Here is a 21720-nt window from a genome sequence, read left to right as displayed (position 1 = left end):
AGAGCCTGCGACGAGCCCCCTCCCCGTGGCGCGCTCCCCCGGCCGGCGAGAGGGAACGCGTCGGTACCGATCCGCCGTCCGCCTCGCGGCGCGCGCGGAAGACGGGTTCGCGGTGACCCGCGGTTGCTTCACGCGCGGTTGCTGGAGACGTAGCCCCGCCCAGCCGCCCGCGACCGAGGACCGCGCCCTAGAAGGTGTACCGGATCGTCGGGTACACGGCGACGCCGCTCGCCTTGGCCTTCGTGGCGTAGACGTAGTCGCCGGCGAACCCGACCGAGAAGTGCCGCAGCTGCGTGTAGTACTCGAGCCCGAGGCCGCCCTGGACGACGGTGTCCGTGTCGCCGAAGAGGCCGGTCGGGAACGACTTCGCGTAGCCGCCGCGACCGTGCAGGTAGACGAAGAACCGATCCCAGCCGTTCCGGTCCTTCTCGCCGATCACGGAGACGCGGAGGTCGAGGCCGGTGGAGAGCAGACTGAACGCGCCGTAGTTCGCGTTCGCCTTCTCGTTGCCGCCCTGGCCGAACAACGCGACCGAGACGCGGCTCCCGAGGTCCACGCCCATCGTCAGGCCGACGACGAGACCGCCGGCGGAGCCGCCGGACGTCCCCGCCGTCGGGAACTTCGCGGGGTCGGCGACCGGCGTGTCGAGCATTCCGAGGTAGCCCGCCTCGAACCCGATGAAGAACCCGCGCTCCACGTCGCCGAACCGCGGCGCGCGCGGATCCTGCTGGAGCGTCGGGGCGGCGTCCTGGGCGCCCGCGAGGAGCGGGACGGCGAGCGCGAGCGCGGCGAGGATCCTCTTCACGGTGGTGCCCTCCCCTACTCGCCGCCGGCGGACCGGAGGATCCAGGGGTACGTGATCACGGCGATGCCGCCGCCCTTCGGCTTCGGGAACTGCCAGCTGGTGATGCGGCTCATCATGCACTCGTGGACCTTCGAGTCCTCGAGCGTCGTCGCCCCGCGTTCCACCTCGGGCAGCGACGCGCTGCCGTCGCCGTTGATGACCCACTTGATCGAGACCTTGCCGCTGAGCTTCGGATTGAGCGCGAGCTGCTGCTCGTAGCAGTAGCGGATCTGCGCGGCGTGATCCTGGATCACCTTGCGCACGAGCTCGCGGTCGATGGAGCCCATCACCTGGGCGGTCCCCGTCGCGATGCTCACCGCGTGGTCGCCCTTCTTGCCGAGCCCGCCCACGCCGGTGCCGTAGCTGCCGAGCCCGCCGCCGCGGCCCTTCGTACCGACCGCGCCGATGCCGATGGTCTCGCCGCTGCCGCCGCCGCCCGACCCGGAGCCGCGGATGCCGAGACCGCCGAGCCCCTGCGAGTCGCCGACCACGGGGCCGAACATGTTGCCGACCGCGCCCTTGAGGTCGCCGCCGAGGCCGCCCTGGCCGAACACGGTGGAGAGGCCGCCGCCCGCGCCGCGCCCGAGCGCGCCGAGGAGGCCGCTGTTCCGCACGACGTCCTTCGCGTTGGGATCGATGGCCTTCGGGGCCGAGCGCCCGTTGGTCTTCGGGGCGTCCTTCTTCCCCATCTTCCCCTCGTCGCCCTTGTGCTTCTCGGCCATCTCGCCGGGATCGTCCTTCTTGTCGCCGGCCGACTTGTCCATCGGCTGCGGCTTCGGCGCCTCCGGCGGCTTGATGATGAACTTCGCCATCCGCGAGGGGTTCTTGAACAGATCGTCGGCGACGACGTCCGAGTCGTACGGATAGTCGCGCGCCATCACGATGAAGCCGGACTGCAGGAAGAAGAGGACGAGGAAGAGGTTCAGGAGCTGGTAGTTGAGCCGCTCCCAGATCGGCGCCTGCTTCACGCGCTCGGGGACGCGCGGCCGGGCCTCGATGGCGAGGTGGCTGCCGACCTCGGCGCGGATCGCGCCCGCCTTCGGGACCGGGATCCAGTACGCGCCCTTCACCGCCGAGTCGGGGAGCGCCTTCCGCGACTTCACGAGCTCGCCGAACGCGGTGCGCCCGCCCCTCTCCTCGACGACGCCCGTCATCCCGGTGCCGAACGCGAACTGGTACTCGCTGCCCTCGCAGCGGAGCATCGGGAACTGCGGGACCGGGAGGCCCTCGACGCGGATCGCGCAGTCGCGCCCCTCGCCGACGAGGACCGGCTGCTTCGGCCGGATGAACGTCGCGGCCTCGAGGAGCGTCTCGCCCCAGAGCAGGCGCAGCTCGACGCCGAGATCGGAGGCGGCGGAGAGATCCTCGATCGCCCGGTCGGCCGGGCGGAGGTGGAACCGTCCACGCGGCTCGGACGTCGCCGGCGCGCGCACGACCGCGGCAGGGCGCTCGACGGCCACGGGCCGCTCGGCGGGAGCCGGCGCGGGCGCGGGCGCGGCGACCGCCGCCGGCAGGGACACCTCGGGAACGCTGACCCCGGCGGGCAGCTCGTGCGTGTGCCCGTTCGTGCCGTTCTTCCCGTTCGCGTGGCCGTTGGCGTGCCCGTTCGTGCCGTTCTTCGGGCTCGCCCTCGGCGCGGCCACGACCGGCGCCGCGACGGCGCGGTTCACCGGCTCGACCGCCGCGGTGTTCGCCCCGTCCGGCCCCTCGAGCACGATCCGGAGCCCACCGAGGGTGATCTGATCGCCCAGGCGGAGCGCGCCGCGGCTCACCTTCTTGCCGTTGACGAACGTCCCCTCGGCGCTGCCCATGTCGATGATGGAGATCGCGCCGTCCGAGCCCACCTCGATGACCGAGTGGATGCGCGAGATCTTCTCGTCGTCGAGGCAGAGGTGCGCCGACGCGAGCCGCCCGATCTTGATGATCTCGCGGTTGAACTGCTCGGTCCGGACGAGCTCGTTCCCGCGAAAGACCTTGAGGGTGATGGGGGTGGGCATGGTCGCTCGGAGGGGCGCGCGATCCGGCTAGAGGTCGCCGGAGGCCTGCATGACCTTGTCGCGCCAGTTCTCGCGGATCTTGATGAGGTTCGAGTGATCGACCTTCCGGCGCGACTCGACGTACTCGCCATCCGGCCGCTTCAGGTCACCCTCGATCGTGTCGTCCTCGAAGTTGATGACGGTCTTCTTCTCGTACTCGACCTTCGGTTGGGGCTGGCTCCCGCTCTTGCCGCCGGCCGACTGAGCGACCGCCGACAGAGGAAGGAACAGCGCCATCGTGAGCACCAGCGTGCGCATCGTCGTGACCCCGCGTGCCATGGCCGAGCTTACCACCCCGGCCGAGAGACCTAGAAGCAACCGGCGTGCTCCTTTTCGCTCACCGTGTGGGGCTCTGGGCGGATGTGGGCGACACCGCTCCCCCCTGAGTGGGCACCGGCACCGGCGACGCCTCGCCCTTCTCCGCCGCCTTCCGCGCGGCTTCCTCCGCCGCCTTCTGCTCCGCCTTGCGCTTCAGCTCGTTCGCGACCTCCGCCGCGCGCCGCCCCTCCTCGACGGCCTGCTCGCACTCGCGCTGGAGCTTCAGCACGGGCGAGTCGGTCGTCGCCATCGGCCCCGCGGCCTGTGCGTACGCGCGGAACTCCTTGAGGGCGGGCTCGCACTCGCTCTTCACCCGCATGTAGAGGACGCCGCGCGCGAGGTGCACCTCCGGGAGGCGACCCGCGGAGACCTGCTCGGCGCGGTCGTACGCGGCGAGCGCGTCGTCCGGCTTGTCGAGGTGACGGAGCGCGATGCCGTACGCGAGCTGGACGGGCGCGTTCTTCGGGTCCTGCGCGAGGATCGCCTGCGTGTGCTCGGCGACCTGCTTCCAGCTCTCCTTCTTCACGGCCGCCTGGAGCAGGGCGTACCGCGCGGGGAGGTAGTGTCCGTCGAGCGCGAGCGCCTTCCGGAGCTGGACGGTCGCGGCCGCGTCGTCGCCCTGCCGCGCCGCGATCACGCCGAGCAGGTAGGGGAGCTCGGGATCCGCCCCGTCCAGCTTCTGCGCACGGAGCGCGATGAGCTTCGCGAGATCGAGGTTGTTCCGCTGCGCGGCGACGCGGACGAGCACCTCGTACGCTCCGACGGACCGGGGATCGCGGAGCAGCGCCTCGCGCGCGAGCCGCCACGCGTCGTCGAGCTGCCCCGCGTCGCGGTAGAGCGCGGCGAGCCGCGCGCGAGCGCGAGCGTCCTCGGGGAAGTCGCGGACGACGCCCGCGTAGATCGCCTGCGCGCCCTGGACGTCGCCGCGCTTCTCGAGCAGCACGCCCAGGTTCACGGCCGCCTGCCGGAGCGACGGCTTCGAGGCGAGGGCGCGCTCGTACTCAGCGCGCGCCTCGTCGAGCCGGCCCTGCTGCTCCAGCGCGACGCCCACGTTGAAGTGGACCTCGGCCACGTCCGCGGCGTCGAGGACGGCGCGCCAGCGCCGCTCGAGGACGGCCCAGTCGGTGGGCACCTGCAGCTTCTTCTGGTCCTCCTGAGCGCGCACCGCCTCCGCGAACAGCCGCTGCGCGCGCGCGGAGAGGGCCTCGGGCGCCTGGGCGTCCGCGGCGGGGCCGGGGGCACCGGCCTCGGTGCGGCGCTGGGGAGCGGCGTCGCGCTGGACCGGGGCGGCCGGGGCGGGGCGCTGCGGGGCGCTCGCGCAGCCGAGCACGGCGGCGAGCAGGAGCGGGCGCGCGATGAACGGGGTCTTCACGGGAGGAGGTCCTCGTCTTCGTCGGTGCTGCTCCCCTTCTTCTTGTGCGCCTTCCGCGCCGGCGCGGGCTCGTCCTCGACCACCCGCCGCTGCGGATCCGCGTCCGCCGCCTCGCCGCTCCGGCCCGGGGCTGCCTTCGCCCGGAGCGGAGGGAGCGCCGCGTCGGAGCTGCGGCGCGCGCCCTTCGCGGCGGGCACGGGCTGGACCTCGGCGAGGATGCCGTACCCGGCGGGCGCCTCGGCCGGCGCGGCCGCGGCGAGCTGCGGGACGATCTCCGGCGACGGGCCGTAGCGGTCCGGCTTCACCTTGAGCAGGATCGCCGTCGCCTCGCGCGCGCAGGCGTTCACCACGCCGTAGTCGCGCGACGCGTTCATCGCGAGCTCGAGCCCCTCGACCGCCTTCTGCTCGAGCGGCTCGGCGTACTGGGCGATGCCGGCCTTGTACTCCTCCTCGTACTCCTGCTTGCCCCGGTACTCGCGCGGCATCGGAACGTCCCAGAGCGCCTGCGCGAAGCGCTTGTAGCCGAGGCCGATCTTGTAGAGGGCGCAGATCGCCGGCTCCGCCTGCTTGAGCTTCACGACCTGCCCGTACGCCTCCTCGAGCTGCTTCAGCTTCCGACCCTTCGTCTGGACCTGGCCGGCGAGGAACTTGGGGGCGACGTTCAGCGTGATCCGGTCGTACTCGGCGAACGCCGGCTCGAGGTCGAGGTACATCGCCTGCGCGACGAGGGCGAGGCCGCGATCCTTCACCGCGCCCTTGTTCCGCTTCCAGTGCTCGAGCCCGAGCTGGTATGCGCGGCGCGCCCCGGCGGCGTTGCCGGTCTTCTCCATGAGGACCGCGATCCGCTGCTGGATCCCGAGCCACTCGTCGGGGTCCTTCGCGTAGCGGCGCTGGTACTCCTCGAGCTGCTTCAGCTCCTTGGCCGCGTGGCCCTGCCGCGCGTAGAGGTCCGCGAGGCCGAGGAACAGGCGGGGCGCGTCGGCGCCGTCCGGCCAGGCCTCGAGGTAGGCCTCGGTCGCGGCCTCGGCGCGCGCCCACTCGCGCAGGCCCGCGCGGAACACCGCGGCGTTCACGATCGCGTCGTTCGCCTTCTTCTCCTCCCAGCGCGCCACGGGCGCGGCGGGCGCGTCGTCCGCCTTCGCGGCCTTGCCCTTCGCCGGCTTCGCGTGTCCGCGCGCGACGGGCTTCTGGCCGGTCGACTTCCGCCACTCGCGGAAGTACCGCTCGTACCGGTCGGCGGCCTCCGCGAAGTCCGCGACCGCCTCGTACGCCTCGGCGTCGTCGTACAGGCACTTCGGCGCGAGCGGATCGGCGGGGAACCGCTGGATGAGCTGCTCGCGGATCTCGACGGCGCGGTCGAGCCTGTGGGCGCGCACGTAGTCGACGGAGGCGTTGTAGAGGGCGGTCGGGGCGAGGCGCGAGCCGGGCCAGTCGCGGGCGAACGCGAGGTACTCCTCGGCGGCGCCCTCGTGGTCCTTCGCGCGCTCCTTCTCCTCGATCACCTTGAACGCGCTCTGCTCGATGATCCGGGCGAGGTCGTCCTTCAGCGCCGGGTGCGCCTCGACGAGCGCCTTGTTCGCGTAGAACCGCTTCGCCCAGCCGTTCACGTTCCGCCAGTCGCCCAGCAGGTTGTACGCGTCGAGGACGAGGTTCGTGGAGTAGCCGGCGAGCTCGTGCGTCGGGTGGTCGAGCGCGATGCGCGTGAAGAGGTCGGTCGCCTCCGCGAACGCGTTGTGGCGGTAGTAGAGGTTCGCGGTCTTGTAGGCGATCTCCACCCACTTGTCGCCCTTGGGCTGCCACTTGAGGTAGCGCTCGCAGGCGTCGAGGAGCCGCTGCCGCTCCGGACCGATGGCGAGCTTCTTCCGGGGATCGCTCGGCACGCGCTTCTCGGAGTCGTCGAGCTTCTTCACGACGACGTCCCAGGCGAACACGGCGTTCTCGAGCGCGTCCCTGAAGAACTTGCCGGGCTTCGCGTCCTTGCCCGCCTTGCCCTCCGCGGCGGCGATGTCGGCGAGGACGACCCGCTCGTACTCGGCGCCGGCGTCGGCGAACTGGGCGAGGGCGTAGAGCAGCTCGGCGTGGAAGAACCGCATCTCGTACGCGGTCGGCTCGCCGGGGAAGACGTCGAGGTAGTCCTTGTAGACGGCCGCGGCGTAGCCCGCCACCGGCTCGTCGCGCGTCTTCTTCCACTCGTTGTGGTACTGCACCGCGAGGACGCGGAGCGTGTTCTCCGCGTCGCGGCGCGCCTCGACCAGGAGCTTGCGGTTCTTCTCGTCCTTCGCCTCCGGGAGCGCCTCGAGCTCCCGGATCATCGAGACGAACACGTGCGCCTGCTGGACGGCGGCGTCCTTGCGACCCATCCGGCCGGCGCAGGTGACGACGCGCGACTGGAAGAAGGGCGCCTCGAACGAGCGCGGCTTCTCCCGGATCATCCGCGCGTACACCAGCACGGCGTCGCGGTCCTTGCCCTCGTCGAAGTAGAGGCCGGCGAGGGACTTCAGCATGTCCCACCAGCCGGTCTCGCCGCCGACGCGCCGGAACTCGTCCCAGGCGCCCTCGGCGCTCCCGACGTGGCTGTAGGTGCGGACGTAGTCCTTCCGCGCCTCCTTCACGAGCGCGAGCTTGCGATCCGCCGGGATCGTCGAGGTCGGCATCTCGCCGAGGAAGATGACGGACCGGAACAGCTCGAGCGCCTCGCTCCAGTTGCCGAGGTTGTAGTGGACCCAGGCCTGCTTGTAGAGCGCGTACCCGTAGACGTTGCTCTCCTGGTAACCCGCCGCCTTCCTGTACGCCTCGAGGGCCTTGGCGAGGTTGCCGGCGCGGTCTCCCTTGTTCGCGCGGTCGAAGTAGTACTCGCCGAACGCCATCCAGGCGTCGGGCACGAAGCGCGACTGCGGGTAGCGCTGGATGAGGGCGCGGTACGCCTTCATCGCGTCCGGATCGTTCCGGTTCCGCTTCGTGAGGTTCTCGGCGAGGAAGAAGAGCACCTCGTCGAGGCGCGGGTACTTCGGGTACTTCGAGATGATGGCCTTGTAGAGCGCGACCGCCTGGTCCTGGCGGTCCCGCGACTGCGAATCGAAGTCGCGCTTCTCGGCCTCGAGCCGCTCCCGCTCCGCCGGGTTCGCCTTCCCGAGCGCGATGATCCGGTCGTCGCGCCGGTTCGCCTCGAAGAAGAAGTACTGCGACTCCTCCCAGAGCAGCTCGGCGAGCCGGAAGTACCACTGGGGCGTCTCGACCTCGCTCCCGCCGCCGAGCCGGATGAGCTTCTGGAGGCTCGCGATCTCCTCGCGCCGCTTCTCCGAGATGTCGAACTCCACGGTCTTCCGGAACGTCTCGAAGTCGAGCGCCGGGCCGCCGGCCTCCGCCGTCTTCGGCTTCTTCGCCTGGAGGCTGCCGCCGAGCGACGCGTCGGGCGCGACCGACCGCTTCTGGCCGAGGTCGGCCGCCGGGGGCGGCGCGCGATCAGCCGCGCGGGCCGCGGTCGCGCCAGCGGCGAGCGCCAGCGCGGCGACGCCGAGGACGAGGGGACGGGACATTCGCGGGGTCTCCGTGGCTCTCGCGCGCTAGCGGCTCGCGGCGGCCTTGCCTTCGGTGCGCGGCAGGCGGTCCTTGCAGCCCTTCGTGAGCGTGTACGAGTACGTGCCGAGCTCGTCGCGCCAGAACTCGCCCTCGTAGGGCCAGTAGAGGTGCTCGTCCGAGACCGCGTGCGAGTACTTGAGATCCCGCACGACCTCGACCTGGCTGCCCTTCGCGAGGGAGCCCTCGAGCGCCTCGCGCTCCTTGCGCGACACCTCGATCTTGATGCGCAGCGCCTGGGCGAGCAGCGTCCGGAGGCCGTCGCGCTCGTACTCGAGCTTCGCGCGCGCCCGCGCCCCGGCCTCCTCGACGAGCCCGCGCTTCTCCGCGGCGAGCGCGTCGCCGAGCCGCTTCGCGAGCGCCGACTCCCGGAACGCCGGGCGCTGCGCGCCGACCCGGAGGTCGACCTCGTCGTCGACCTCCTGGATGGACTCGGCGAGCCGCCGGACGTTCTGGTCCGTGAAGGCCAGCTTCATGATCTTGCGGGTGATGCTGCTGCCCGCGCGCTGCGCGTCGGCGATGAGGTCGTAGTAGTACGCCGGCGGCTGCGACCCGGCGGTGATCTTCGTGAGCTCGTCGTACACGGACTCGTAGCGCCCGGAGAACGTCTCGAGCACGAGGCGCGCCTCCGGGTACCGGCAGTTCTCGTAGTAGACGATCGCCTTGAGGACGTACGACTCCGGGTAGTACTCGTCCTCGAAGTACGGCGACTGCAGCGTGAGGAGGTTGCCGAGGGTCTTCTCGTAGTCGCCGATGCGATAGTGCGCGTACGAGGCCTCCCACAGCCCCTCGAGCCAGCTCTCGCCGCCCCACGGCATCTTGTCGTAGTAGAAGATGGCGTAGCGATTCTGGCGGTTCTCGTAGTGGATCCGGGCGAGCTGCAGGAACGCGAGCTCGCGCAGCTCCGGATCGGCGCGGCGGCCGCGCTTCGGGTTCGTGAGCCGGACCACGTCCTTGAAGGCGTTCGACGCCGACTGCGCGTCACCCTCGGAGTAGAGGACCAGGCCGTCCACGAACCGCGCCTTGGCGAACACGTCGCCCTCGTCGACCGCGGGGGCGTCGCCCGACGGCGCGGCCGCGGCGCCGGCCTGCTCGCGCACGAGCGACGCGAGGCGCCGCGCCTCGGTCCAGGCCGTCTTCGCCTCGCCGGCGCGCCCCGCCTCCTGCAGCGCGCGCCCGCGCTCGAACTCGTACTTGGCGAGGAGGAAGTGGAACTTGTCCTCGTAGCCCGGGGGGAACGCGTCGCGGGCGTGACGGGCCACGCGCGAGAGGAGCGGCTGCTCGTTCTTGAGCTTCCTCCCCACGAAGAAGAGCCACTCCATCGACGAGCCGTAGAAGCGGCCCTGCGGGCCGAGGTCGAGGACCTCGTCGAACGTGGCGAGCGCGGAGTGGTACAGGCCCATCCGGACGAGCGTCTTCCCGAGCTGGTACCGGGCCTCGTCGTGCGCCGGCGCGAGCGCCGGGTCGCGGAGGATCTGGTCGAAGGCGATGGCGGCGGTGTCGTTCGCGCCGTCCTGGAGGAGCCGCTTCGCGGCCTCGAGCCGCTCCTTCGCGACGCCGCTCGCCGCGGTGGCCTTGCCGAGGTCGATCCCGAGCCCGTCGCCGGACTGCGCCGGCCGCGCGGGCGCGGGCCGCGCAGGCGCAGGCGCGGGCTGCGGCGGCGGGAGCGGCTGGGAGAGCGGCTGCGGCTCGGCCTTCGGCGGCGCGGGCGGGGGCGTCTCGGCCTCCGGCTCCGCCGCGGGCGCCGCCGGCTTCTTCTTCGCCGGCGCCTTCTTCTTGTCCTTCTTGTGCTTGTCGGCCTTCGGCGGCGGCTCGGACAGATCGAGCCCGAGCTGCGCGCGCGCGTCGGCGGCCGCGGCGAGGAGGATCGCGACCGCGGCGAGCCGCAGGGCGAGACCGGCCCGGGCGAGCGGGCGCTTCGACCGCGAGTCGTAGGGCATGGGCGCGCGCATGGAGGCCTAGGGGGTCGAGCGGTTCTGGAACGGGAAGAAGACCGACAGCCCGAGCTCGGTGAAGAGCTGGTTCTGCACGTCCTTCCGGGCGCCGCCGCCCTCCTGCCAGTTCGGCACCGGGACCACGTACACGTAGTCCTTGAACTCGATGCGGGCGGCGAGCCACTCGGAGAAGAAGAACCGCAGCCCGACGCCGACGTGCCCGCCGATCGTCGACGCGTCGGGCGGGTGCTGGCCGGCGGCGGCGAGGACCGCGGCGTCGCCCGCGGAGAGCACCTTCTCGTAGGTGATGTAGTCCGCGCCGAGGAGCAGCGAGAGGTCGAAGTGCGCGACGCGCTCCGCGGCCAGGCTCAGCTTCCCGTAGATCGGCGACCAGCCCACCTCGAGCCCGCCCATCATCTTGAGGTCGCCCGGCACCTGGTACAGGGCCTGGTCCGACGCGTTCGAGCAGCCGTTGCGCGTGTCGCAGACCACCGCGGAGCCCGCGCGGACCGCCGTGCCCGTCGCGACCTGCGCGCCGACGAAGAAGTAGTCGTTCAGGTGGTACGCGAGCTTCACGCCGCCGAAGTACTTCGAGAAGAACGCGTCGTTCAGCGAGAGGTTCCCGCCGAGCGTGAGCTCGAAGCGCCCGCCCGTGCGGTACAGCTGGCCCGAGACGGGCGGAATCTTCCCGGCGAACGCGTCGGACTTGGACTGGGCGCGCGCCGCGGCGGGCGCCGCGAGCGCCGCGACGGCGGCGAGGGCGACGAGGGCGGCGCGGGCGCGGGAGCGAGGCGCGGTCATGGGTAGTAGTACTCGAAGGTCGTCGGGAAGAAGAACGAGATGCCCACGTTCGCCACGAACACCTTCTGGACCGTGCCGGGCACCGACTCCACCGGCTGATCCGGGTAGAGCGTCGCCATCAGCCCGAGGTCGAACGCGAACCACTCCTTCGGATAGAAGCGGACGCCGCCGCCGAGATCGGTGGCGAAGTGCGGCCCCTCGTTGCGCGGCGCGAAGCTCGTCGCGCTCCACACGGCCCCGAAGCCCGCCGCGAGATACAGGTCGAAGTGGACGATGTTCTTCCCGAGGAACGCGGCCTTCCCGTAGATGGGCGACCACACGCCGTCGAGCATCACCTGGCCGGTGAGCTGCGACGAGAGCAGCTGGCTCTGCATCGCGAGCTTCCCGACGCGCACGTTGTCGGTGCGGTACGGGGTGAACCAGTTGCCGCGGAGCGCGAGCGCGAAGCTGTCCTGGAGGCTGTACGCGAACCGGAGACCGCCGCCGAACTTCTCGTAGAAGGCGTCGTTCACGGTCGCCGCGAAGGTCGGCGTGAGCTCGAAGCGGCCGCGCTTCAGGAAGCCCTTTCGCTGGACCGCCTTCACCTTGTCTCCGAGCGCGACGTCCTTCTCCGAGAACGGGGCGCCCCCCTTCTTCTCCTCCTCCTTCGCGGCGCTCGGCGCGGGCGGCGGCTTCGGCTCGCCCTGCGGCTTCGAGAGATCCACCGGCGGGAGCTCGCCCTCATCGGAGGGTTGCTTCTCCGCCGGGGGCTGCTCGCGCTGCGGAGGTGGAGGCTGCGACAGGTCGATGCCCGGTATCTCCTGCGCGAACGCGGGAGCCGAGGCGATGAGGCACGCGATGGCGATCGTTGTTCTCATCTGGTCTCTTGTTGTCCCGCGTCCTCGGGGCATCCTAGCCAAAGGTCGGTGGAGGGGCAACGGACCGACCTTCGCGGAAAGGCGAGATCGTGCGCGGTTGTAGGGCGCTGTGGCTTCACCCGGAGCGTTCCTTGTCGCATTCACGATCGCGTGCTAACGATTGCCGTCGAGCCATGTCCATCCGACTTGCGCGGCTCCTACTCGTAGTGTCCGGCGTCACCGCGATCGCGGCGTGCCAGCGCCCCGCCGTGGGCTCGCGCTGCACCCTCACATGGAATCGCGCCGATGGCTCGATCCCGCCGCCGACGCCCTCCACGGCGCAGGGCGACTACTTCGAGTCGGGCAACATCGGCTGCGACGACCTCACCTGCATCGTCTCCCCCGCACCGGAGGGCTCGAAGTACGGCTCCTGCTCGGGGGAAGCGTGCGGGTACTGCTCGAAGCCGTGCGTCTCGAACGCGGACTGCTACTCGTCGAGCACGGGGCTCGTCTGCGATCAGATCGTCCTCGATCCGGCGTTCCTCGCCACCCTCGACGAGACGACGAAGCAGCGCTACCTCGGCGAGATCCGGTTCTCGTCGTACTGCGTGGTCCCGCGCCAGTGATCGTGCGAGGGGCCGCGCTGGCCGCCGCCGTCCTCGCCACCGTGGCCTGCGCCTCCGGCAAGAGCACCTCGGAGCCCGCGCGCCCCACCGGGCGCGTCGTCTTGACGACCGCCGCGGGCGCGCGCCACGCCGTCGCCGTCGAGGTCGCGCGCACGCCGGAGTCCCGGACGCGCGGGCTCATGTACCGCGAGAAGCTCGATCCCGACGCGGGGATGCTCTTCGTCTTCGACGAGAGCGAGCCGCACGGGTTCTGGATGAAGAACACCCTCATCCCGCTCGACATGATCTTCATCGACGACACGGGCCGCATCGTCGGCATCGTCGAGAACGCGGAGCCGCGGACGCTCACCACGCGGGACGTCGGCGCCCCGAGCCGCTACGTCCTCGAGGTCAACGGCGGATGGGCCAAGGCGCACGGCATCGCCAGGGGCGACATGGTCCGCTTCGAGGGAGTGCAGTAGGCGACCTACTGCTTCCGCAGCAGCCGCTGCGCGACGAGCGGCCCGAGGGACTCGTTCATGAGCCGCTCGACGATCGCCTCGAACTCCGCGCGCTCGCGGTCGTCGGACCAGACGAAGCGGATGCCCATCCCGGGCTCGTCGGCGTTCGCGCTCGCGTGAACGACCTCGCCGTTCAGCTCGAACGGCGACGCGCGGCCGGGCACGACGAGGCGGAACAGGAAGCGCGTCCCGACGGGGAGCGTCTTCTTGGTCCGGATGAACGTGCCGCCCTTCGAGATGTTCCTCGTGTAGTCGGCGAAGAAGCTGTTGAGCTTCTTGTAGTCGACCTTGAGCTCGATGGGCGCGCGCCCGTGCTCGCGGTGTTCCGGCATCGGGCGGCATGTTATCCCGCCCTCGCCGGGGCGCGGTAGTTCCGCCCCGTTCCGATATCGTGTCCGCGTGAGCCGACCGCCAGAGACCTTGCGCACGCTCGCCCGGCGTCCCTCCGTGGCCGTGGCCGCGATCGCGCTGATCGCGCTCGGGTTCGCGGGCGGCTGGGTGCCGCTGCTCGACGCCCCCGGGTACGAGCTCGGCGAGGCGGGCGCGCTCCTCGCGGCGCTCGCGCTCGCGCCGTGGCTCGGCGTCGCCGCGGCGCGGATCGAGCGCGCCCGCGCGACGCCGTCGCCCGGCGCCGCGTTCGGGGCGGCGGCCGCGACGGGCGGGCTCCTCCTCGCGCTCCTCTTCGCGTCGAACGCGGCGCGCGCGGCGCTCGGCCCGTGCCGCGTCCTCCCGTCCTCGGGGTTCCTCCCGGTCCTCGCGGCGCCGTCGCTCCTCCTCGGGACGGCGCTCGCCGTCGCGGCGACGTTCCTCGCGGGGGGCCGCCGCGCCGTGGCCGTGCTGCTCTATGCGGCCGTGGTCGCCGGCTCCCTGGCGCTGACGCTCCGGGCGCTGTACCTCGGCCCCGCCGCGTCCGCGCTCGACCCGCTCCTCGGATACTGGCCGGGGCCGCTCTACGACGAGCGGCTGCCGCTCGATCCGCGCCTGCTCGCCGCCGCGGCGGAGTCCACGGCCTGGGCCGTCGTGGTCCTCGCGTGGACCGCGGCGCTCGTCCGCCGGCCCGTCGCGGTCGCGCCCGGGACGGGGCCGATCCGCGCCCCCCGCGCGCCCTGGATCGCGCTCCTCCTCGCGACGGCGGCCCTCACGGCGCTCTCCCTCGCGCGCACCGCCGCCGGCGAGGGGCGGAGCCCGGCGGCGACGCGCGCGGCCATCGTGCGCGCGCTCGGCGCGACGCGCGGCGGCCCCCGCTGCACGCTCGTGCTCCCCGCCGAGAAGCCCCCGGCGGCGGCGGCGGAGCTGCTCCGCGAGTGCGAGTTCCACGTCGCGGACGTCGCGCGCGCCCTCGCCATCGCCGCCCCGCCGCACGTCACCGTGTTCGTCTACCGGAGCGCGGAGGAGAAGCGGCGCCTCGTCGGCGCCGCCGCGACCGAGTACACGAAGCCGTGGCTCGCCGAGATCCACCTCGGGGACGCGCCCCTGCCGCACCCGGTCCTCCGCCACGAGGTCGCCCACGCGGTGGCCGCCGCGGCGGCGCACGGACCGCTCCGCGTGCCGGCGCGGGCCGGGGTGCTGGTCTCGATGGGGCTCGTCGAAGGGCTCGCGGTCGCCATGGAGATCCCGCGGAGCGCCTGGACCGTGCACGAGTGGTCGCGCGCGGCGCGCGACCTCGACCTCCTCCCCGACGTCGCCCGGATCGTCGGGCCGGCCGGCTTCTGGGCGCAGGCCCCGGCGCGCGCGTACACCGCCGCGGGCAGCTTCATCTCCTTCCTCGTCGATCGCTACGGCGCGGACCACGTCCGGGACGCGTATGGCTCGGGGGACCTCGCGGTCGCCATCGGGAAGCCGCTCCCGGCGCTCGTCGCGGAGTGGCAGCGGTTCCTGGACGGCACGGCGGTGCCGGACGGGCTCCGGATCGCGGCGCGCGCGCGGCTGACCCGGCCGAGCGTGTTCGCCCGCCCGTGCGCGCGCGAGGCGGCGGCGCTGGAGGGGCAGGCGGCGGACGCGGCCGCAGCGGGGCGCGTGGAGGAGGCGTGCGCGCTGTACGATCGCACCGCGGCGCTCACCGGCTCCGCGGGCGCGCTCAAGGCGCGGGCCGACGTGCTCGCCCGCGCCGGCGCGCTCGAGCCGGCGCTCGAGGCCTATCACCTCGCGTCCCGGCGCGCGGACGGCGACGCGGCGCTCCGGGCCGCGATCCTGGGAGCGGAGGGGGATCTCGCCTGGCGCCGCGACGACGTCGCCGGCGCCGCGTCGGCGTGGCTGCAGGTGCTCGGCACGCACCCGGACCGCGCCGAGACGCGGCTGCTCCAGGCCAAGCTCGTCGCCGCGGGCGACCCCGACCTCGCGACGGCGGCGCGGCCCTACCTGCTCGGGCTCGAGGACCCCGCGACCGCGCTGGCCCGGGTCGCGCGCGTGCGTCATCCGCTCTCCGCCTACCTCGTCGGCCGCACGCTCGCGTCGCGCGGCGACGACGCCGCCGCCGCGGTCGAGCTCGCGCGCGCGACGGAGGGCGCGCTCCCGCCCGTCCTGGAGCGCGAGGCGCGGCTCGGGCTCGGCGAGGCGCGCTGCGCCTCGGGCGCCACGGACGCCGGCGCGGCGACGCTCAGGGAGCTGCTCGCGGCGCCGCAGGGCGCGGCCGACCGCGCGCGCGTCGAGGCCGCGCTCCGGCGGTGCCGGTTCGACGCGGGCCCCGGCGCGCCGCTGATTGACGGTGGGTGAACGGCTACGCGCCCTGCGCGCCGCCGCCGCGGAGCCGATCGATCGCGGCCTTCGGGTTCTTCACGCCGTTCTTGAGCAGCCACCAGCTCACCTTCATGCCGCCGATGGCGAGCACGCCGAGGTAGCCGTGCCCGAGCAGGCGGGTGGTCGGGGCGTCGATCCGGACGCGGACCTTGTAGGCGGGATCGTGCTCCAGGACGAGCTTGAAGAAGGCGATCCCGAACTCGCCCACGTCGTCCGACGCGAGGGTGGTGAGCCGCTGCACGGCCCCGTCGGGCAGCGTCAGGGTGAAGTCCGGGTCGGGTGCCGCTCCCTCCCGGAGCGCCGGCCCCCCGCTCTCCATCGTGAAGCACGCGGGGCCACCCTCGAGGGCGACGTTGACGCACGCGTTGCGGGAGAGCGGGCGGGCCGCCTTCCGCGCGGCGGGCGCCGTCTCGAAGAAGGTGCGCAGGGCCTCGAAGCTCTTGGCGGGCATGGGGCCGAATCTAAACAGCCCGGCGGCCCTCCGGCGAGAGGCGTCGCGCGCGCCGCGCGGGGCGCGTCGCAGGAGCGCGGTTTCCCTCGTTGACGGCCTCCCCGGACCGGGCCAAAGTCCGGCCCCATGAGAGCTTCCGCGCTGCTCCGCCTCCCCCTCGTGCTGCTCGCCCTCGCCGCCGCGGCGTGCAGCCCGCGCCTCCTGCCCGGCACGGAGATCAAGGACGATCCGGACACCCGCGCGATCTTCGAGCTCATCCGGGCGTACCGCGACGCGATGCGCCAGCGGGACGCCGCGGCGATCCTGGCGATGGTCTCGCCCGACTACTTCGACAACTCCGGCACGCCCGAGCCCGAGGACGACGTGGATCGCGCGATCCTCGAGAAGCGGCTCCCCCAGGACCTCGAGAAGGTCGACGCGATGAACCTCGACCTCACCCTCCGGAACATCCAGGTGCAGAACGACCGCGCGGTCGCGGAGGTGTTCTACGATTCGTGGTACCGCGTGAAGACGCCGGCGGGGGACGTCGCGCGCCGCGACTCCGACATCCACCAGTTCCGCCTCCGGAAGCTCGGCGGGAAGTGGCTGTTCGCGGGCGGGCTCTAGCAGCGACCGCCGCCCCGGCTCACAGCCCGAGCAGCTCGCGGTAGCCGCCCTCGCCCATCGCGCGGAGCGCGAGCAGCCGGTCCCGGTAGCGGCGCCAGTCCTTCCACGCGAGCCGGTCCTCCCCGAGCGCGGCGCGGTGGAAGGCGTGGATCCGCGAGGCCGTGAAGCGCAGCGCCGCGTACCTCGCCCAGGCGTACACGGCGTCCACGGTCTCCGGCTCGAGGCGGCGCTTGGAGCGGTAGCCCGAGACGAGCGCCCTCGCGCGCGCGGAATCGTAGCCGTGCACGTAGCACCACGCGTTCACCGCGACCCCGAGGTCGTAGGCGAACGGGTCGACGCAGCTCATCTCCCAGTCGAGCACGAAGCTCACCCGGTCGCCCACCCAGAGCACGTTGTCGACGAACAGGTCGCCGTGCACGAGGCCGCGCGGCGCGCCCGGCAGCGCCGCGGCACGCGCGAGCTCGTCCTCCAGCACCGGGAGCGCGGCCTTCACGTCCGCGTCGCCGTCGCCCTCCGGCCGCAGCTCGGCGATCCAGCCGGCCACGCGCGGCACCGCGTACGGGTTCGCGCGCTCGTGCGTGAAGCCGGCCGACAGATCGTGGAGGCGCCCGAGCTGCTCGCCGACGCGCCGGCACCGGTCCGGGCCGGCCGCCCCGAGCGCGATCTCCTCGCCCGGGGCGTAGGAGAACAGCATCGCCGGCTTGCCTGCGAACGGCACGAACGGGCGGCCGTCGTCGGCGAGGTGCAGGTGCGGGACCGGGAAGCGCGCGTCGAACAGGTAGCGCTGCACCTCGGCCTCGAACCGCACGTCGGCCTCGGTCTTGCCCTCGTTGATGCGGAGGAAGTACCGCTCGCCGCCCGCCCACACGTGGTAGTTCGTGTTCACCGCGCCCTTCGGCTCGGGCTTCACGCGGTCGGGCGCGGGTAGCCCGAACCGGCGAACGACCGCCGCGATCTCTTCGGGGGTGAGGACGGTGTAGAGGGCCATCGGGTCGGGGTGCGCCGCGGGCGCGCCGGGACGGGGAGAATGCCCGCTCGGCCGCGGCGGCGTCAATGCCCGCCGCCCGGCGCCGGCGCGCCCGGATCGGGCGGACCCGCGATCGCCTCGGCGAGCGAGATGGGGCGCCACTCGGCGGAGACGACGCGCCACTCGCCGTCCTCCCGCTCGAGGCGGCACGCGAAGCGGTGCGCGGTCGCCTCGCCGGGCAGGAGGCCCGCGAGCGTCTTCCCCTTCCCTGCCGCGCGCGACAGGATCGCGTCCACGTTCGCGCGCGCCGCGTCGCCCTCCACCGCGACGGCGGCGCCGGCGATCGAGACGGCGACCCACTCGCCGCGGAGGACCTGCCACGCGACGAGCTGCTTCACGCCTTGCCGGTCGAGCCCCTGCCCCCGGAACCGCTCCGACAGCGCGATCACCACTTCGGCCGGCCGCCGCTCCTCCGCGGCGCGCGCGGCCGAGTCGAGCAGCGCGCGGATCCGGTCCTCGTCGCGGGGCGGCGCCCGGGTCAGGCGCCAGGTGACGGTCGCGGCGAGCGCGACGGCGGCCGCCGCAAGGAGCTGGACCGCGCTGCGCCTGGACATCCGCGTTCACCTCCGGAGCCGCCGAGCAGGCGGGCGCTCCCGTTCCTTCCGTGGCCGGCGCGCCTGCCCGCCGGTTAGATTTCCGTGGGCCGCCCGTCGTCCCCCCGCCGGGGGGCGATCGAAAGTAGACTCGCCGCCGTGAGCCGGGACAAGAAGGACCACATCGCGCTCTCCGACGAGCACAACTCGCGGGGGATCGAGCTTGCCGACCGCGGGTGGCTCGACGAGGCCATCAAGGAGTTCAAGAAGGCGATCGAGCTCGACCCGAGCTCGGCGCATGCGCATGACAACCTCGCGACGGTCTACTCCGAGAAGAAGCTCTTCCGGGAGGCGTTGCACGAGTACCTCACGGCGATCACGCTCGAGCCCGACAGCGCGACGGCCCACTACAACCTCGCCTGCTTCCTCTCCTCGCACGGCGCCGACATGGCGGTCGCCGAGTACCGCGAGGCGATCCAGCTCGACCCCGAGTACCCGGACGCGCACCTGAACCTCGGCCTCACCTACGCCGACCAGGGCAAGAACGACGAGGCGGCCAGGGAGCTCGGGCTGGCGATCGAGCTCGACCCGAAGGATCCGTTCCCGCGCCACGAGCTCGCCGCGCTGCTCATGGACGAGGGCGACTTCCGGGGTGCCATCACGCAGCTGAAGGACGTGGTCCGGCTCGAGCCGGGGAACTTCGAGGCGGAGCTCGACCTCGGCATCTGCTACGCGCAGAAGGGCTTCTACGCCGAGGCCGAGCGAGCGTACGCGAAGGCGAAGGCGATCCAGCCCGAGGACCTCCTGCTGAACTACAACATCGCCGCGCTGTACGCGCTGTGGGGCAAGCCGCGCGACGCCCTCGAGGCGCTCCGGAAGGCGGTCGCCCAGGACGCCGCCAAGGTCCGCGGGTGGCTGCAGTCGGACCCGATGTTCGACGGGCTCAAGGGTACGCCCGAGTACGACGAGCTCGCGCACGGCTGACGCCGCTCGCCTCGAGCCTTTCCCCGAGCCTGTCGAGGGTCGGGGGAGGCGGAGTCGCGGGGCGCCCGACGGGCGTCGCCCGATCCGGACCGCGACCGAGAAGTGCTACACTGCGCGGCCCGCATCGCCAGGAGCCCGAAACGTGCAGATCGTCGCCCTCGACCTCGAAGGTGTGCTCGTCCCCGAGATCTGGATCGCGTTCTCCGAGCGCACCGGCATCCCCGAGCTGCGACGGACGACGCGGGACGAGCCGGACTACGACAAGCTCATGCGGTTCCGGCTCGAGATCCTGAAGAAGCATGGCCTCGGGCTCCTGGACATCCAGCGGGTCATCGCGCAGATGGGGCCCGAGCCGGGCGCGAAGGACTTCCTCGACGCGATCCGCACGCGCCACCAGGTGATCATCCTCTCGGACACCTTCTACGAGTTCGCCATGCCGCTCATGGCGCAGCTCGGGATGCCGACGCTCTTCTGCCATCGCCTCGAGACGGACGCGAGCGGCTTCGTCACCGGGTACCGGCTCCGCATGCCCGACCAGAAGCGCGCCTCGGTCCGGGCCCTGAAGCAGCTCGCGTTCAAGGTGATCGCGGCGGGCGACTCGTACAACGACACGGCCATGCTCGCCGAGGCGCACGCCGGGATCCTGTTCCGCCCGCCCGCGAACGTCGTCGCCGAGTTCCCGCAGTTCCCCGTCGTCCGCGACTACCCGGGCCTCGCGGCCGCGATCGGCGAGGCGAGCCGGCGGATCGGCGAGTAGCGGACGCCGGTCGGCCGTCTCCCTGCGACGGCGCCGCTACGACCCTGCGTCCCAGACACTCAGGGGAAAGTTCCCCCTTCCCAACAGCGCTGCGGCTCCGCTAGCCTCGGCTCCATGCCCGAGCTGGCGTTCTTCCGCCACGGGGAGGAGCTCCTCCGCGTGGCCCTCGGGGACCGGACCGCCATCGGCCGCGCCCCCGACTGCGACGTCTCCCTGCCCGATCCCGCGCTCTCCCGCGTGCACGCCGTCGTCGAGCGGCGCGGCGACGCCTTCCACCTGGTCGACCGCTCCGGGCGCGGCACGCGCGTCGGGGGGGCCGACGTCCCGGAGGCGCGGCTCGACGACGGCGCCGAGATCGGCCTCGGCACCTGGCGCGCCCTGTTCCGGGCGGCGGTCGCGGACGGCGGCGACGAGACGCGGCTCTCCGGCGGGACCGAGGTCCGCGCCGCCCCGGGCGCGTCCGCCCCGATCCCCGCGGCGCGCCTCCGCGTGCGCGCGGGCGGGCGCGAGCGGACGGTGCCGGTCACCTCCGCGGGCGTGATCGTCGGCAAGGAGCCGACGTGCGACGCGCCCGTCGACGACCCGTTCGTCTCGGCGCGCCACCTCCGGATCGCGCCGCAGGCGGGCCGCTGGCACCTCGTCGACCTCGGCTCGACGAACGGCACGTTCATCTCCGGCGCGCGCGTCGCCCAGGCCGAGCTGCCGTTCGGCGTCACCGTGACGCTCGGCGACGCGGAGCTCGTGCTCGAGCCGCGCGACGCGCCCGAGCCGCCGCGCGCCGAGGCCTTCGAGGGGATGATCTCCCGCGACCCCGGGATGCGGCAGGTGTTCGAGCTCGTCGAGCGCGTGGGCGCCTCGGACGCGGCCGTGACGATCCTCGGCGAGACCGGCACCGGGAAGGAGCTCGTCGCGCGCGCCCTGCACGCGCGGTCGACGCGGCGAGACGCGCCGTTCATCCCGGTGAACTGCTCGGCCATCGCGGAGACCCTCATCGAGTCGGAGCTGTTCGGGCACGAGAAGGGCGCGTTCTCCGGCGCCGAGCGGCTCCGGAAGGGCGCCTTCGAGGAGGCGGACCGCGGGACCATCTTCCTCGACGAGATCGGCGAGCTCCCGCTCGACCTCCAGCCGAAGCTCCTGCGGGTCCTCGAGCTCGGCGAGGTGAAGCGGGTCGGCGCGTCGCGGCCGCTGCAGGTGAGCGTCCGCATCGTCGCGGCGACACACCGGGATCTCCGCGCGCAGGTCCGGGCCGGGAAGTTCCGCGAGGACCTGTTCTACCGGCTCTGCGTCGTGCCGATCACCGTCCCGCCGCTCCGGCGGCGGCGCGGGGACGTCCGCGCGCTCGCCGAGGCGTTCCTCGCCCGGGCCGCGCCCCGCGGCGTGGCGGTCCGGTTCACCGACGAGGCCCTCGCGAAGCTCGAGGGCTACGACTGGCCCGGCAACGTCCGGCAGCTCCGCAACGTCGTCCAGCGCGCCCTCCTCTTCCGCGGCGAGGGCCAGCACGTCCCCGCGTCGGCGATCACCTTCGAGGACACCCGCGCCGCCCCCGGCGACACCGGTGACGACGACACGCTCTACGTGCGCGGCCTCACGCTGGAGGAGATCGAGCGCGAGGCGATCCGGCTCTCGCTGCGGCGGAACCGCGGCAAGCGCGCCGCGGTCGTGAAGGAGCTGCAGATCGCGAAGAGCACCGTGATGAAGCGGATCGGCCAGTGGGGGCTGCACGAGGAAGGCCGCGCGCCGGGCGACGCGGCGGAGCTCGAGGACGATCCGGCCGACGCCTAGC

19 protein-coding genes are annotated in these 21720 nt (G+C 72.9%); 7 read left to right on the top strand and 12 right to left on the bottom strand.

From position 1 onward, the window contains the following. Positions 1-187 precede the first annotated feature (187 nt). From cglE to AMOR_RS19725, 8 genes are all read right to left on the bottom strand, one after another. The gene (gene cglE / locus AMOR_RS19760) at positions 188-805 is read right to left on the bottom strand and encodes an adventurous gliding motility protein CglE (RefSeq protein ID WP_248353449.1); all 618 of its coding nucleotides are present in this window, start codon (positions 803-805) and stop codon (positions 188-190) included. Between the two features lie 14 nt (positions 806-819). Beyond that, positions 820-2841, bottom strand: a complete 2022-nt coding sequence (gene gltG, locus AMOR_RS19755; protein WP_248353448.1) for an adventurous gliding motility protein GltG — start codon at positions 2839-2841, stop codon at positions 820-822. 27 nt (positions 2842-2868) lie between these two features. Continuing rightward, positions 2869-3138 carry an adventurous gliding motility protein CglF gene (gene cglF / locus AMOR_RS19750; protein ID WP_248362565.1) on the bottom strand — a complete coding sequence of 90 codons (270 nt, stop codon included), beginning with the start codon at positions 3136-3138 and terminating at the stop codon, positions 2869-2871. Positions 3139-3217: 79 nt separating this feature from the next. After that, complete coding sequence (gene gltE / locus AMOR_RS19745; protein ID WP_263009826.1) at positions 3218-4570, bottom strand: adventurous gliding motility TPR repeat lipoprotein GltE; 1353 nt, start codon at positions 4568-4570, stop codon at positions 3218-3220. Next, the gene (locus tag AMOR_RS19740) at positions 4567-8106 is read right to left on the bottom strand and encodes a tetratricopeptide repeat protein (RefSeq protein WP_248353447.1); all 3540 of its coding nucleotides are present in this window, start codon (positions 8104-8106) and stop codon (positions 4567-4569) included. The genes gltE and AMOR_RS19740 overlap by 4 nt, the downstream gene beginning before the upstream one ends. Before the next feature lie 27 nt (positions 8107-8133). Further along, positions 8134-10098, bottom strand: coding sequence for an adventurous gliding motility protein GltC (gene gltC / locus AMOR_RS19735; RefSeq protein ID WP_248353446.1), 1965 nt, complete (start codon positions 10096-10098; stop codon positions 8134-8136). Between the two features lie 6 nt (positions 10099-10104). Beyond that, positions 10105-10881, bottom strand: coding sequence for an outer membrane beta-barrel domain-containing protein (locus AMOR_RS19730; protein ID WP_248353445.1), 777 nt, complete (start codon positions 10879-10881; stop codon positions 10105-10107). Continuing rightward, the gene (locus AMOR_RS19725; protein ID WP_248353444.1) at positions 10878-11738 is read right to left on the bottom strand and encodes an outer membrane beta-barrel domain-containing protein; all 861 of its coding nucleotides are present in this window, start codon (positions 11736-11738) and stop codon (positions 10878-10880) included. The genes AMOR_RS19730 and AMOR_RS19725 overlap by 4 nt, the downstream gene beginning before the upstream one ends. Before the next feature lie 173 nt (positions 11739-11911). Here AMOR_RS19725 and cglC point away from each other — a divergent pair, with 173 nt between their 5' ends. Together cglC and AMOR_RS19715 are read left to right on the top strand one after the other, a co-directional pair. Beyond that, a complete protein-coding gene (gene cglC, locus AMOR_RS19720; RefSeq protein WP_248353443.1) occupies positions 11912-12343 on the top strand; it encodes an adventurous gliding motility lipoprotein CglC in 432 nt (143 codons plus the stop codon). Continuing rightward, the gene (locus tag AMOR_RS19715; RefSeq protein WP_248353441.1) at positions 12340-12804 is read left to right on the top strand and encodes a DUF192 domain-containing protein; all 465 of its coding nucleotides are present in this window, start codon (positions 12340-12342) and stop codon (positions 12802-12804) included. The genes cglC and AMOR_RS19715 overlap by 4 nt, the downstream gene beginning before the upstream one ends. A 5-nt stretch (positions 12805-12809) precedes the next feature. On the opposite strand, the gene AMOR_RS19710 is transcribed toward AMOR_RS19715, so the two are convergent. After that, entirely contained in the window at positions 12810-13175 is a 366-nt protein-coding gene (locus AMOR_RS19710; protein ID WP_248353440.1) for a TIGR02266 family protein, read from the bottom strand. A gap of 67 nt (positions 13176-13242) precedes the next feature. Here AMOR_RS19710 and AMOR_RS19705 point away from each other — a divergent pair, with 67 nt between their 5' ends. Next, positions 13243-15555: a type VI secretion system protein gene (locus AMOR_RS19705; protein ID WP_248353439.1), complete on the top strand. Its 2313-nt coding sequence runs from the start codon at positions 13243-13245 to the stop codon at positions 15553-15555. A gap of 4 nt (positions 15556-15559) precedes the next feature. Here the strand turns inward: AMOR_RS19705 and AMOR_RS19700 are convergent, their stop codons facing one another. Beyond that, complete coding sequence (locus AMOR_RS19700) at positions 15560-16030, bottom strand: AAA family ATPase (RefSeq protein WP_248353438.1); 471 nt, start codon at positions 16028-16030, stop codon at positions 15560-15562. A 126-nt stretch (positions 16031-16156) separates the two neighbouring features. On the opposite strand from AMOR_RS19700, the gene AMOR_RS19695 reads away from it, so the two are divergent. After that, a complete protein-coding gene (locus tag AMOR_RS19695; RefSeq protein WP_248353437.1) occupies positions 16157-16636 on the top strand; it encodes a nuclear transport factor 2 family protein in 480 nt (159 codons plus the stop codon). Positions 16637-16655: 19 nt separating this feature from the next. Here the strand turns inward: AMOR_RS19695 and AMOR_RS19690 are convergent, their stop codons facing one another. Together AMOR_RS19690 and AMOR_RS19685 are read right to left on the bottom strand one after the other, a co-directional pair. Continuing rightward, a complete protein-coding gene (locus tag AMOR_RS19690; protein WP_248353436.1) occupies positions 16656-17624 on the bottom strand; it encodes a homoserine kinase in 969 nt (322 codons plus the stop codon). 62 nt (positions 17625-17686) lie between these two features. Beyond that, entirely contained in the window at positions 17687-18217 is a 531-nt protein-coding gene (locus AMOR_RS19685; protein WP_248353435.1) for a hypothetical protein, read from the bottom strand. A 138-nt stretch (positions 18218-18355) separates the two neighbouring features. On the opposite strand from AMOR_RS19685, the gene AMOR_RS19680 reads away from it, so the two are divergent. From AMOR_RS19680 to AMOR_RS19670, 3 genes are all read left to right on the top strand, one after another. Then, positions 18356-19180: a tetratricopeptide repeat protein gene (locus tag AMOR_RS19680; RefSeq protein WP_248353434.1), complete on the top strand. Its 825-nt coding sequence runs from the start codon at positions 18356-18358 to the stop codon at positions 19178-19180. A 142-nt stretch (positions 19181-19322) separates the two neighbouring features. Then, positions 19323-19937: a bifunctional phosphoserine phosphatase/homoserine phosphotransferase ThrH gene (thrH, locus tag AMOR_RS19675; RefSeq protein WP_248353432.1), complete on the top strand. Its 615-nt coding sequence runs from the start codon at positions 19323-19325 to the stop codon at positions 19935-19937. Positions 19938-20051: 114 nt separating this feature from the next. Next, complete coding sequence (locus AMOR_RS19670; protein ID WP_248353431.1) at positions 20052-21719, top strand: sigma 54-interacting transcriptional regulator; 1668 nt, start codon at positions 20052-20054, stop codon at positions 21717-21719. Position 21720 lies beyond the last annotated feature (1 nt).

Origin of the sequence: Anaeromyxobacter oryzae (genome assembly GCF_023169945.1) — a bacterium.
GTDB lineage: Bacteria > Myxococcota > Myxococcia > Myxococcales > Anaeromyxobacteraceae > Anaeromyxobacter > Anaeromyxobacter oryzae.
Note: the sequence above shows the minus strand (reverse complement) of the source record. Positions and strands in the feature narration are given on the sequence as shown.

Coding starts and splice junctions, on each gene's coding strand:
- AMOR_RS19690 (WP_248353436.1), bottom strand. CDS start 17,624: ATGGCCCTCTACACCGTCCTCACCCCCGAAGAGATCGCGGCGGTCGTT.
- cglC (WP_248353443.1), top strand. CDS start 11,912: ATGTCCATCCGACTTGCGCGGCTCCTACTCGTAGTGTCCGGCGTCACC.
- gltG (WP_248353448.1), bottom strand. CDS start 2,841: ATGCCCACCCCCATCACCCTCAAGGTCTTTCGCGGGAACGAGCTCGTC.
- AMOR_RS19700 (WP_248353438.1), bottom strand. CDS start 16,030: ATGCCCGCCAAGAGCTTCGAGGCCCTGCGCACCTTCTTCGAGACGGCG.
- AMOR_RS19740 (WP_248353447.1), bottom strand. CDS start 8,106: ATGTCCCGTCCCCTCGTCCTCGGCGTCGCCGCGCTGGCGCTCGCCGCT.
- AMOR_RS19670 (WP_248353431.1), top strand. CDS start 20,052: ATGCCCGAGCTGGCGTTCTTCCGCCACGGGGAGGAGCTCCTCCGCGTG.
- AMOR_RS19685 (WP_248353435.1), bottom strand. CDS start 18,217: ATGTCCAGGCGCAGCGCGGTCCAGCTCCTTGCGGCGGCCGCCGTCGCG.
- AMOR_RS19730 (WP_248353445.1), bottom strand. CDS start 10,881: ATGACCGCGCCTCGCTCCCGCGCCCGCGCCGCCCTCGTCGCCCTCGCC.
- AMOR_RS19710 (WP_248353440.1), bottom strand. CDS start 13,175: ATGCCGGAACACCGCGAGCACGGGCGCGCGCCCATCGAGCTCAAGGTC.
- cglF (WP_248362565.1), bottom strand. CDS start 3,138: ATGCGCACGCTGGTGCTCACGATGGCGCTGTTCCTTCCTCTGTCGGCG.
- AMOR_RS19695 (WP_248353437.1), top strand. CDS start 16,157: ATGAGAGCTTCCGCGCTGCTCCGCCTCCCCCTCGTGCTGCTCGCCCTC.
- AMOR_RS19725 (WP_248353444.1), bottom strand. CDS start 11,738: ATGAGAACAACGATCGCCATCGCGTGCCTCATCGCCTCGGCTCCCGCG.
- gltC (WP_248353446.1), bottom strand. CDS start 10,098: ATGCGCGCGCCCATGCCCTACGACTCGCGGTCGAAGCGCCCGCTCGCC.